Below are 11,243 nucleotides of genomic sequence, written 5' to 3' on the forward strand. Positions count from 1 at the left end.
CTTCGCTTTGACTTTTTATGTGGCTGTTTGTTTTCATCGTTGCGACTTTTTTTTATTTGTATATCACCATCGGTTTTCGCTTGCTTGACACCTCAAAGGCGTGTGGTGAACAGAGGGGATGTTCGCCTTTGACGGAAAAATACGAGCCGACCAACGGGAGGTCTGGAGATTTTTCAGTCAAAAAGCAAAAGAATATCCCCGGCACCGCACGTTCCCCACTGGCAAGCAAGTTGACAATCGTTGTTGATTAGACAATAACAGGAGCCACGACTCCAGCATGGTGAAAACATACGGCTACATAATCTCTCGGAAATCTTATTGAAAGTAGCTTTCCAAAAATAATCTGCATAGAAATGGAACTGAGCGACACGACCAGCATAGTCTGTGATGGACAGCCGACGCAGGAAGACTGTACTTTACAGTCTATGCCGAGTGTCGTTCTCTAAGTGGCAAGTGAGGGAGCGGTCGTAAAATTCCTTGTTCAACAACGGCGAAAAAGAACACGGATGAACGGCAGAGAGTCTCAGAGGAAAGGCAGCGTAACCGATGCTTACCTCGGAGGCGTTGCCAGTTATCGGTGTTCCGCCGTTGCCATAGGCCGATGCGGTTAAAGGGTGTCAGTGGCTTGTCCACCGTCACCCTTTGACGGCATCCCGCCGCCAACAATGAAGACCGCTCCCTCTCTTGTCGCGCACATTGTCGATCTGCGTTATGTAAGACGTTGCTTAAGAGATTTTTTTGAAAAATATTTGGCTTGAATTTATTTTAGTGCTAAATTTGCAAGGTTAATCTTTCCAAAATGGGAACTAAGATAAATAACATACGCCAACAAACTCCTTACGATGGAATACTGCTTACATCGTGGCTTGAGAAATCAGGATTAAGCAGAAGCGAAATTTCCGATTACACCGAATCGGGATGGCTTCAACGTATCGCAACAGGGGTATATACCTTTGTCGGCGATAGCCCGACTGTTTACGGAATACTCGCATCCTATCAATGTCAAGGCTCTCTATCGTATCATGTCGGAGCCGCTTCGGCTTTGGAATTAAAAGGATTCTCCCATTATGTCGCTATGGGAAAACCTTCTGCCGTAATATTCTCCCCGATAAGGCCACGGCTTCCGAATTGGCTTAAATCCGTAGAACTGGATATGCGAATAGTTGAGGTATCCACCAAAATTTTCGGAGACACAGGTATCGAACAGATGGATTATAACGGTCGACAATTAACAGTGTCCGCACCTGAGAGAGCAATAATGGAGTGTCTGCTGCTGTCGCCTACCCAATATAATCTGATGGATACCTACTATATGATGGAGATGCTCACTTCTCTGAGATCCGGTTTGGTTCAACAACTGTTGGAGAACTGCACATCCGTTAAAGTAAAGAGAATATTTCTCTATATGGCTGAGAAAGCGGGTCACCGGTGGTTCACGAAACTTGACTTGTCGAAGATTTCTCTTGGCTCAGGCACGAGAAGCTATTCAAAGAGAGGCGTGAAGAATGCCAAATATGATATTGTAATACCTAAAGAACTTTCCGATTATGAATGATGTGTATCGAAAGAAGGTGGAGCTTTTACTAAGAATATTGCCGTTTGTCACGGACGAGGAGTGCTTTGCCGTTCATGGCGGAACTGCGATAAATCTATTTGTGAAAAATCTGAATCGACTCTCGGTCGATATTGATGTGACATACATCCCGCTGGAGGATAGAACAAGCAGTCTGAACCATATCAATGAGGCATTGATGAGGATTGCCGACAGAGTCCGGCGGAGTTTTCGTTATATCAGAATCATACCTCGTCTTGATATTTGCAAAATAACCTGTGAAAGACATGGCTGTCAGGTAAAGATTGAGGTCAATCAGACTAAGAGAGGTCTGGTGTGCGGTGAAGCCAGATTATATTCTTTATGCGAAAAGGCTCAGAGTCTGTTCGGCATGGAAGTGGATGCACGTATTGTGTCGCTGCCACAACTATATGGCGGCAAAATCTCTGCCGCTCTTTCACGACAGCATCCACGGGATTTATTTGATGTGAGGCATATGGATGTTCCCCTGTCAGCAGTCAAGGATGGTATCATATTCTGTCTCCTTGGTAGTGACAGACCGATTCATGAATCCTTCTCCCCAAATTTTATAGACCAAAGGGAGGCAATGGAGAACCAGTTTGTAGGGATGAGCGATATTCCTTTTAGTTATGAGGAATTTGAGATGACAAGGAATAACCTCATAAAAGGAGTCAGCGACATTATGACCGAGGCGGACAAGAGATTCCTTGTCGGCTTTGAGGAACTGACGGTCAACCGAGAGGAAAGTCCGTATTCGATGTTCTTTGATTTTCCATCGGTAAAATGGAAAATTCAGAACTTGCAAAAACTGAAAACAACCAATCCTCGCAAACTTCAGGCCGAAGCCAATAAGCTCAGACTAATTTTGGGGATTGACTGATGTTTAACACTCGGCATAAGAATCGTTAAAATGAACCCTTGGCCTTGTTTTTCACTTGAAAAACAATTAACTTTGCATTATTGGAACACCTCGTTAAAGCATCGGCAAGAGAGCCGGCGAGACTGGCAAAATTTTCGTTACCATCTCGTTACCCTTGATTATTGATGACTATCTAAATCATTGATATAACTGCATTTGGAGCGTAAGGAACAAGTCCCTCCATCTCCACAATTAACACTGATTATCAGTGTTTTGCAAGATTAACACCCAATTTTACACTCCGAAATGTAAGATTGGGTGTTGTTATTTATTTGTTGGTCTAAGGTCTAATCTGAGAAAGACATTTAAGCTGTGTCATGAATCCATCACGGTCTTTCGGAGAGATTTCAATCGGAGCATAGCTTTTCAACACCGAGCGGTCTGTTAAACTTATCGAGACTCGAAGGTGTGACATGCCGGCTGTAGCGAGATAACCGGAGGTTTTCTTAACGTCCTTGATTTTGGATATTGGCAGACGTGTAGGTCTGAAGAACTGATAAATCACGATGTCTTCACCGTCTATCTCATACCAGCATCCGAACATAAGCCAAGCATAGAGCAAAGTTATACCTTCGCAAACAAAAACGACATACCACCATGACATGCCAATAGCCGATAGCCATATAACAGCGAGAAAACCTACTGTCACAAGCCAGACCCACCAGTCGATTTTAGAACGATAGATTGTCTTTGTCACATTTACTTGCTTAACCGTTCACAATCCACTCCTCTGCCGGATATTCCCTTTCCGCATAACTGCCGCAAGGCATGTCTTTCAGCAGACCGACCGAATGGTCAAGTTCATAAATATATCTCAGAGAGACAATTCTTGCTTCATCTTCCGAATGCTCTCCGCCACAAAGAAATTGCCACATACCGTCATCCTCGTCATGCGAAACGTAAAGCACTGGTGCGCCATCGTCTGTCACATGGCAACATGTTATTACTGCCGTGTCTGGAGCATCTGTGAAGGGGGTCAGTTTATTTTCTTCCATAAGTTTTCAGTTTTTTCTTTTTATCTCTATCGGGGCTTGCGAAGCACGATGTATTCCGACGGATTGCGGCTGTCAAGCCGGGCGATGGAATCGTTCTGGATATAGACCGTGGCGATATTCGGGAGAATCCTGCGGAGAGCCTCCTCGACTGCCATGTCGTCGCAGGCCATTTCTGTCATAGCTCCGTCGCCAAGGGTGATTGAATCCCCCTTGATGGTATATGTACCGGAAATTGAGTTGCAGTTTGTACGAATAAAATATGTGCTGTCTTCAAATACGACATACTGGTGTATGCTTGAAAGCCGTTCGTCGGGACGCACGCGAACATAGTCGGAATCACTGAATACGATGCTATCCAGATACCACTGACCATGCACGTCCACATTCGCTACGGTCTCTTTCTGCTGATTGTCGGCAGCCTCTTTATTTCCCTTGTTGCCTCCGCAAGAGGCGGTGAGTATTGTCAGTGCCGTGGCTACCGACAGAATTGATTTTCTTGTCATTGATTTATTTTTTCGTTTATTTCATTGACCATTTTGGGAGTATCCTTGCAGCCGAGCATATATTTCTTGCCGTTTTTAAGCGTTACGAGGAAGCAGTCGGAGGCTTTGCCGTAATAGGCGAAATACTTGCCAAGGTCTTTCTCCGAGAACCAGCCATACCATCCGAACCATCCGCCGCTGCCGCAGATTCGTTTTGCGCCCATAGTCGGAGCGCACAGCTTGACATTCGCAATCTCTGTCAATGGAATTGATTTGATTTTCAAGGACCTGTTGATGTTCAGGCTTTCATTATCCAACGAAATGGATAATGGCATATAGCATAAAGCTGACAGGAACAAGACCGCGACAGCAACTCCCCATAACCATACTGCAATATCATTATCAGCTATTTTTAAGCAGCAAATGAACATGCCGCAGATAAAAGCGGTTGTCAGAGATGTTATAATCCAGCAATAAGAGCTGAGTTCCACCCGCTGTTTGATTGTCGTTCCTTTCATATTCAGTCAATTTTTCTTCCAAAATAGTAAGTATTCCAAGTATCCTTGGCATAGCCGTCACGAAGCACCTTGAAACCCTCAGGGGAAGCCCCTTCAATCTTAACTGCGTCGAAATACACGCTCCAAGTATCTTTGGCGTAACCGTTACGAAGCACCTTGAAACTCTCAGGGGAGGCACCGTTGATTTTCTTGCCGTCGAAATATACATTCCATATGTCCTTGGCGTAGCCAAAGCCCAATACCTTGAATGAGTTGCTTGACGCCCCGTCCATTTTTGTACCACAATAATAGACACTCCATGTATCCTTGGCATAACCGTCGCGCAGTATGGAGAAACTCGAAGCCGAAGCGCCCTTGATTTCTCTGCCGTCAAAAAAGACCTTGTTTTCGCTGACGAAGTATGGCGAACGATGATGTCGGCCTCTATGCTCATAACCGGGTCTGTCTTCGTGATGGCTGTCGCACCGTCGCTGAGCTGATGCGACTGAAGCCGACAGACTTACGACCATAGCTAATATAAAAAGTATCTTTCTCATTGCAGTTTTCTTTTTTAGACTATTCAGACAAGCGGAAGTTAATTCTCCTGCTCTGACACAACCGGCAGACCAACTTCTTTCCACTCGGTGATACCACCTTTATACTCGACAACACACCGGAGTCTAATCATTTATTTTATGGGCGGTTATAATGGTATTGCTGTTTGCGTTGACTGTAATCCTTACATGACCTGCGGTAACATACCAGTTCTTTCCTTTACGCTCAAATGTGGCAAAATCTTCAAGAATGAAACATCTGCAAAAATCTACAATATCCAGAGATTCCGGCAAGTTGAGATTTCTCCTGATACGTTCAACACCTAACGGAGTTGTATGCAAGTCTGTTATACTGAACGGATATTCTGCTGTCGGACACATAATCAATCCCAGTCATTAAGGTTGGCGATGTTATCGCGAAGCGCTTTGCCTTCAGCAAAGAACTCGTCAACCGATGATTCATCGAATAATTCGGGGAGATCGCCGGTGTTGATGTGGTAGTCGCAATCGATCATCATATAATGAACGGGATTTTCACCATAGTCTTCAAATTCTTATTCCATAGATAATCAACAAAATTATGTGATCAAGTGGCGTATGGCAGACCACGGATGTATGAATATCATTCGTGGGCCGACATATTTCATCACTGCCCGGATTTTATCACGATAAGCCGGGGAATAACAGTGAATCTCGCATTTACGGCAACTTGACTTGCCGTCACCTTTGGGGCAATGGTCAAGACGCTTATAAGCATAGTTCAAGAGGTCAAGGCAGTCATCACATAGAATTTTATCATTGTGAGCATGATGCTTTTGGCAATAGATGGCAATCATCTGTCTGACCACCAGTTTCTCCCGTTCTATTCGATTCATAAATTATTTCAGTCCGGAAACCTCGTTATTGAATACTTTTGCCGGTTTGAAAGCCGGAATATTGTGAGCCGGGATAACGAGTGTGGTGTTCTTGCTGATGTTGCGCGCAGTCTTCTCGGCACGGGTCTTGATGATAAAAGAACCGAAGCCGCGGAGATAAACGTTTTCTCCGTGTGCGAGGCTAGCCTTAACAACTGTCATAAACTGTTCGATAACGGTAACGACAGCCGCCTTGTCGATGCCGGTTGTCTTTGCGATTTGCGATGAGTCCGAGTGCTCCGCACCGCGCACCGGCTTTGCCGACATGCGCTCTCGGCTCATGCGCGAATATATTTCAGTCGCTATTTCTGCTTTAGTCATTTTCTGTACTGCTTTGAATATGTTGAGTTTTAGAATGCAAAGTTATGAATTCTCAATGACATTATGGCATAAAAAAGGCCTGTCCTTGTCGGGACAGACCTGAAATGGATAAGTAATCTTCACAGATGCCATATCCTGTTGCGATAGGCTTTGAGTCCCTTTTCAGGGAACTCGGCTATCGCTTTGTCAAATTCACGGAGTATCGCGGCTTTGTCGTCGGGCAATGCTCCGGTTATCGGCACCGTATTGGAAACGTGATGACCAAGCAGATTGACCCTGATATTCAGTCGGTCAATAAGTGTCCGCATCTCCATAAGCCTTTCGATTTCCGGCTCTTCCACATAAGTTCCGTTTATGACCTCCTGATACAGTTGTGATTCCGGGAATATGGTCAATGATACGATGTTAATGATGCAGGGATGGAGCTGATTAAGAATGTCGGCTGTTGCCACGGCACTTTCAACTCCTTTACCTCTTCCTCCGAGTCCGTTAAGATAAAACACGTTGTAGCGTATTCCCGCCTCGTCGAGTTTCGACAACTGCGCAAGAATGTCAGATGCGTGATAACCTTTGTTCATTCTATCGAGGGTCTCGTCGTGAGCCGTCTCAATACCAATGTTGATGCTGTCGAGTTTCATGTGCCGGAGGTTTTTCAGTTCTTCCAACGATTTTGGCGCGATGTCTGTCACACGGGCGAACATCCCGAACGATACCAAGTGAGGGAGATATTTCCTCAGCAGAAGTGCCACATCCATCAGCTTATTGTAACTCAACGCGAAAGGGTTTGCACCGGTGAGATAGACTCGCCGTGCGCCTGGCTGCCACTGGCGGATGACTTTCAGGTCTTCCTCTACCTCCGAGAGAGGCGACATACGGAACGGAGTGCCGTGGTAAAGACTACAGAATTTGCACTTGTGCCATGTGCAGCCGGATGTAATCTGAAGTAGCTGCGAATTGGCCTCGTATGGCGGTCGCCATACCTGCCCGGTGAAATGTAGTTGCGGATATATCATATCTCGATTATTTTTTGTAATTTCGTGGTGCAAAATTAGATGATTATCAGCGTGGAAGCAATGACTTACCTAAGGGTTTGACCCTTACTGAAAAGTTTGTATTGCTCGTAATCAGTCTTTTTGCGACTCCGGTTATGGCTAAAAAACTTGACTATGAATATTGCAAGGCAGCCCCGATGCTCGAATGGCTCGGCAACAAGTGGGCACTGGTGGTTCTCGTGAAGATTTCCGAGAACGAACCGATGCGCTTCAACGAGCTGTACCGCAACATCCCGTCGGTATCTGAAAAGGTGCTGTCTCAGGTGCTTCGTCAACTGACCACCGACGGCATAATCCGTCGCGAACTGTTCCCTGATGTTCCTCCCCGCACGGAATATTCGGTGACGGAGTTCGGCAGAACGCTTCTGCCTCATGTCGAGGCTTTGCTCAACTGGGGACGCGAGAATTTTGAACAGATAATGAAAAACCGACAAAAACATTACTAACGACATGGAAATGAAATTCTGTCAGAGCTGCGGAATGCCGCTCACAAATGAAGTACTCGGCACGAATGCCGATGGCACACCAAATGAGGATTATTGCATCTACTGCTACAAGGACGGCAAGTTTACTCAGGATATGACAATGGAGCAGATGATTGACCACTGCGCTCAGTTTACCGATGAGATAAACAAGAACTCAGGTCAAAATCTCACGGTTGAACAGATGAAGGAGCAGATGCGTCAGTTTTTCCCACATCTCAAACGCTGGAAAAATTGAACAGCCATGTTTATCGCAATTCTTACATACAAGAAACCGCTTGAAGAGGTTGACCATTTTCTACAGGCGCATCGTGACTATCTTGCCGAGCACTATGCCGCAGGCGATTTTATTGCCTCAGGACCGCAGACTCCACGCATTGGCGGTGTGATAATGATAAAGGCTGAAAGACGTGCGGCAGTTGATTCTATTATCGCGCAAGATCCGTTCAACATCAATGGCATTGCCGACTACCAGATTGTTGAGTTCACTCCTACGATGTTCGCTTTCGAAGAATTGAAAACATTTTTGTTATGATTGAAACTGACAGGCTTATTCTGCGCCCTTGGCAAGGAACTGATGCAGAAGCGTTGTTCAGATATGCAAGCGATCCCGATATTGGTCCCATTGCCGGGTGGCCGCCACATACCAGTGTGGAGAACAGTCTTGAAATTATACGTACAGTCTTTGCCGCGCCGGAAACATATGCCGTGGTATTGAAAGAAACAAATGAGCCGATAGGCTGTTGCGGCATCATGTTTTCAAACAGTCTTCACACTGCCGATATGCAACCGAATGAGGCAGAGATTGGCTATTGGATTGGCAAACCTTATTGGGGACAAGGTCTTATCCCCGAAGCCGTAAAAGCATTACTTTCAAGATGCTTCAACGAGTTGGGTCTTGTCTCTGTATGGTGTGGTTATTACGAAGGCAACGGTAAGTCCAAGCGTGTCTGCGAGAAATGTGGATTCAAATTTCATCATACTAACCATGACGTTGTTTCACCTCTTGGAGATAAGCGTACCGAGCATTTTTATCTGATGACAAAAGGAGATTACAAAATGATGTGATTATGAAACGCTTTCCCGACAAGAACGCAGCTTTCCCCAATCCTGCAATTCCGAGTCGTTGCTACATTAAAAATGTTGTGAAGAATCCGAGAATAATTGTGGGCGACTATACCTATTACGATAATGTCGATGGAGCTGACAAGTTTGAGGAGCATGTCACTCACTTCTATGAATTTATCGGAGACAAGCTGATTATCGGCAACTTCTGTGCTATAGCCAAAGGTGTGAATTTCATAATGAATGGTGCCAATCACCGCATGGACTGTGCCACAGCATATCCCTTTTATATTATGGGCGGTGACTGGGGCGGCATTATAGCACCGGTCAAGGATGAACTTCCGTTGAAGGGCGACACCGTAATCGGCAATGATGTCTGGATCGGTCAGAATGTAACCGTAATGCCCGGAGTCCACATTGGCGACGGTGCGATAATCGGTACAAATTCCACGGTAGCGTCTAACATTCCGCCATATTGTGTAGCAGTAGGAAATTCGGCTCGCGTCGTTCGCAAGAGGTTTGACGACGAGACTATCGAACTGCTTGAACGACTGAAATGGTGGGACAAACCGATTGAAGAGATTGATGCTCTGTTGCCGGTTCTTACAAATCCGGATTTAGAAGAAATGAAAACATCTTTCCGAAAATATATCGACAAGAAATAACTTATGCCTTACATATCAATAGAGAGCGGCAAACTGACCGCTGAACAGAAGAAACAGTTGATTGAGCGTCTGACTGCCACGGCCTCCGAGATAACCCATATCCCGGAGCAGTTCTTCACCGTTACCATCAAAGAACTGCCCGACGAAAAGTTCTTTGCAATGCAAAGCGCTAAAGCGATGATGGCATCGGAGGCAAACCAATCGGCGAGATAAAACGTGACTACAACCATGAACCTCACATTACGCCCATATCAGCTTGCTGATGCTGTGATAATCACATCATGGTTGAAAAGCGAATACCTTATGCGCCAATGGTGCGCCGACAGGTATGAGCATTATCCCGTAACGCCCGAAGATATGAATTCATATCACGAGCAGTATATTGACGGCCAACGCTCGCGTGCCCTGACAATGACGGATGTCGATGAGGTTGTCGGTTACATCACATTGCGAACTTCGGCAGACGATACGACAGAACAGCGACTGGGATTTGTCATTGTAGATGATTCAAAGCGTGGTCGCGGTTTAGGGAAAACTCTTGTCTCAATGGCGGCAAAATATGCTTTTGAAACGCTTGGAGCCACAAAAGTGTCGCTTGGTGTCTTTGAAAATAACCCCGCAGCCATCCATTGCTATGAAGTGGCGGGATTTCATCGTGTCTCACGGCAGGACACTGAGAGCTACCCATGTCTTGGTGAAACGTGGAACTGCATTGAAATGGAGAGATGTGCAGATGCTATAATTCGCGAGATTAAGTCATACGAGATACCATCATGAATATAAAATCGCAACTGCAACAACTCTGTGGTGATACAGAATTTCTGCGGCTTAATGACGTAAATATTGAGCCGGAAAAGATACGGGCTATCTTGATAAACGAAGTTGTCCCGGTTGATTCTGACGATGATTTCTATGGAAAGTCTGACTCCGCATATATGTCGACTACAATCCCGCTGTTCCGAAAGGCGGGGATAGAGGTAAGTGGTATTCAGGATATATTGAACCTCAACATCTACATTACCAATGCCGTCAAGACGCCTAAATCGGAATATGTTGTTTCAAAGGATAGTATCGAAGAAAGTCTGCCGTATCTTGAAAATGAGCTTGAGCTGTTTCCCAATCTTCAGGTTGTCATGCTGATGGGTGATGTGGCGAAAAAAGCCTTTAATATGATAAGCAAAAAGGCAACCAAGAAAAATGCCGTTCCAAGTATATCTACTTACAAATTGCGCAACACTGAGATTTTCTATAAAGGATGGCGCATCCTGCCTTCTTATATAATGACAGGACAAAACCTTCTCATTGAAAAATCGAAATTTCAGATGGCATCAGAGGATATTGCCTTGATGTATAAACTGATAAATATAGAGTAATTGCAATTACGACTCACTCAGCAACAATAGTCATACATATCATGCAAGATAAACGGTTACAAGATATGACGTTGGAAGAACTATGGGATTTGTTTCCGATAGTTCTGACTGCGCATAATCCGCAATGGTCAGTTTGGGCAGAGGAAGAAATGCGGTTGCTGTCATCACTTCTTGTAAAATATCACCCAATCATTAGCCATATCGGCAGTACTGCTATTCCTGACATTCAGGCCAAGCCGATAGTGGATATTCTTGTAGAGATTTCTCCTGACATTGAATGGCAGAGTTTAAAAGACATATTGGAACACAATGGCTATATCTGTATGTCGGAATCAGAAACCCGTATTAGTT

20 protein-coding genes and 1 pseudogene are annotated in these 11,243 nt (G+C 45.0%); 11 read left to right on the top strand and 10 right to left on the bottom strand.

Annotation, left to right across the window (positions count from 1 at the left end; genetic code table 11):
* The first annotated feature begins 799 nt into the window (after positions 1-799).
* Together C5O24_RS07725 and C5O24_RS07730 are read left to right on the top strand one after the other, a co-directional pair.
* On the top strand, positions 800-1,555 hold the full coding sequence (locus C5O24_RS07725) for a type IV toxin-antitoxin system AbiEi family antitoxin (protein WP_107035482.1): 756 nt from the start codon (positions 800-802) through the stop codon (positions 1,553-1,555).
* Positions 1,548-2,453, top strand: a complete 906-nt coding sequence (locus C5O24_RS07730; protein ID WP_107035483.1) for a nucleotidyl transferase AbiEii/AbiGii toxin family protein — start codon at positions 1,548-1,550, stop codon at positions 2,451-2,453. The genes C5O24_RS07725 and C5O24_RS07730 overlap by 8 nt, the downstream gene beginning before the upstream one ends.
* Before the next feature lie 319 nt (positions 2,454-2,772).
* Here C5O24_RS07730 and C5O24_RS07735 read toward each other — a convergent pair whose 3' ends face one another.
* From C5O24_RS07735 to C5O24_RS07775, 10 genes are all read right to left on the bottom strand, one after another.
* Complete coding sequence (locus tag C5O24_RS07735; RefSeq protein WP_133165500.1) at positions 2,773-3,189, bottom strand: PH domain-containing protein; 417 nt, start codon at positions 3,187-3,189, stop codon at positions 2,773-2,775.
* A gap of 10 nt (positions 3,190-3,199) precedes the next feature.
* Positions 3,200-3,487 (bottom strand): hypothetical protein, encoded by a 288-nt coding sequence (locus C5O24_RS07740; protein WP_107035485.1) that lies wholly within the window; start codon positions 3,485-3,487, stop codon positions 3,200-3,202.
* Positions 3,488-3,513: 26 nt separating this feature from the next.
* Positions 3,514-3,990 carry an META domain-containing protein gene (locus C5O24_RS07745; RefSeq protein ID WP_107035486.1) on the bottom strand — a complete coding sequence of 159 codons (477 nt, stop codon included), beginning with the start codon at positions 3,988-3,990 and terminating at the stop codon, positions 3,514-3,516.
* The gene (locus C5O24_RS07750; RefSeq protein WP_107681673.1) at positions 3,987-4,487 is read right to left on the bottom strand and encodes a PH domain-containing protein; all 501 of its coding nucleotides are present in this window, start codon (positions 4,485-4,487) and stop codon (positions 3,987-3,989) included. The genes C5O24_RS07745 and C5O24_RS07750 overlap by 4 nt, the downstream gene beginning before the upstream one ends.
* A 2-nt stretch (positions 4,488-4,489) precedes the next feature.
* Entirely contained in the window at positions 4,490-5,023 is a 534-nt protein-coding gene (locus C5O24_RS07755) for a DKNYY domain-containing protein (protein WP_107035488.1), read from the bottom strand.
* A 123-nt stretch (positions 5,024-5,146) separates the two neighbouring features.
* Positions 5,147-5,401, bottom strand: coding sequence for a DUF3781 domain-containing protein (locus C5O24_RS07760; RefSeq protein WP_107035489.1), 255 nt, complete (start codon positions 5,399-5,401; stop codon positions 5,147-5,149).
* A gap of 2 nt (positions 5,402-5,403) precedes the next feature.
* Positions 5,404-5,538, bottom strand: a complete 135-nt coding sequence (locus C5O24_RS14575; protein ID WP_262497758.1) for a hypothetical protein — start codon at positions 5,536-5,538, stop codon at positions 5,404-5,406.
* Positions 5,539-5,598: 60 nt separating this feature from the next.
* Complete coding sequence (locus tag C5O24_RS07765; RefSeq protein WP_107035490.1) at positions 5,599-5,895, bottom strand: nitrous oxide-stimulated promoter family protein; 297 nt, start codon at positions 5,893-5,895, stop codon at positions 5,599-5,601.
* Positions 5,896-5,898: 3 nt separating this feature from the next.
* Entirely contained in the window at positions 5,899-6,201 is a 303-nt protein-coding gene (locus C5O24_RS07770) for an HU family DNA-binding protein (protein WP_107035579.1), read from the bottom strand.
* 173 nt (positions 6,202-6,374) lie between these two features.
* Positions 6,375-7,268, bottom strand: coding sequence for a radical SAM protein (locus C5O24_RS07775; protein ID WP_107035491.1), 894 nt, complete (start codon positions 7,266-7,268; stop codon positions 6,375-6,377).
* Between the two features lie 134 nt (positions 7,269-7,402).
* Here C5O24_RS07775 and C5O24_RS07780 point away from each other — a divergent pair, with 134 nt between their 5' ends.
* From C5O24_RS07780 to C5O24_RS07820, 9 genes and pseudogenes are all read left to right on the top strand, one after another.
* Positions 7,403-7,753 (top strand): winged helix-turn-helix transcriptional regulator, encoded by a 351-nt coding sequence (locus C5O24_RS07780; protein ID WP_107035492.1) that lies wholly within the window; start codon positions 7,403-7,405, stop codon positions 7,751-7,753.
* A 4-nt stretch (positions 7,754-7,757) separates the two neighbouring features.
* A complete protein-coding gene (locus tag C5O24_RS07785) occupies positions 7,758-8,027 on the top strand; it encodes a zinc ribbon domain-containing protein (RefSeq protein ID WP_107035493.1) in 270 nt (89 codons plus the stop codon).
* A gap of 6 nt (positions 8,028-8,033) precedes the next feature.
* The gene (locus C5O24_RS07790) at positions 8,034-8,324 is read left to right on the top strand and encodes a YciI family protein (RefSeq protein ID WP_107035494.1); all 291 of its coding nucleotides are present in this window, start codon (positions 8,034-8,036) and stop codon (positions 8,322-8,324) included.
* Positions 8,321-8,857 carry a GNAT family N-acetyltransferase gene (locus tag C5O24_RS07795; RefSeq protein ID WP_107681674.1) on the top strand — a complete coding sequence of 179 codons (537 nt, stop codon included), beginning with the start codon at positions 8,321-8,323 and terminating at the stop codon, positions 8,855-8,857. Before C5O24_RS07790 ends, C5O24_RS07795 begins: the two co-directional genes overlap by 4 nt.
* Positions 8,858-8,859: 2 nt before the next feature.
* Positions 8,860-9,519: a CatB-related O-acetyltransferase gene (locus C5O24_RS07800; protein WP_107681675.1), complete on the top strand. Its 660-nt coding sequence runs from the start codon at positions 8,860-8,862 to the stop codon at positions 9,517-9,519.
* A gap of 3 nt (positions 9,520-9,522) precedes the next feature.
* Positions 9,523-9,782: pseudogene (gene dmpI / locus C5O24_RS07805) on the top strand (4-oxalocrotonate tautomerase DmpI).
* The gene (locus C5O24_RS07810; protein WP_107681676.1) at positions 9,748-10,296 is read left to right on the top strand and encodes a GNAT family N-acetyltransferase; all 549 of its coding nucleotides are present in this window, start codon (positions 9,748-9,750) and stop codon (positions 10,294-10,296) included. Before dmpI ends, C5O24_RS07810 begins: the two are co-directional and overlap by 35 nt.
* Positions 10,293-10,892 (top strand): uracil-DNA glycosylase family protein, encoded by a 600-nt coding sequence (locus C5O24_RS07815; RefSeq protein WP_107681677.1) that lies wholly within the window; start codon positions 10,293-10,295, stop codon positions 10,890-10,892. The genes C5O24_RS07810 and C5O24_RS07815 overlap by 4 nt, the downstream gene beginning before the upstream one ends.
* A 41-nt stretch (positions 10,893-10,933) precedes the next feature.
* A partial coding sequence (locus C5O24_RS07820; protein WP_161553848.1) for a GrpB family protein occupies positions 10,934-11,243 on the top strand: 310 nt, incomplete at its 3' end.

It is taken from the genome of Paramuribaculum intestinale, from assembly GCF_003024925.1.
Lineage (GTDB): Bacteria > Bacteroidota > Bacteroidia > Bacteroidales > Muribaculaceae > Paramuribaculum > Paramuribaculum intestinale.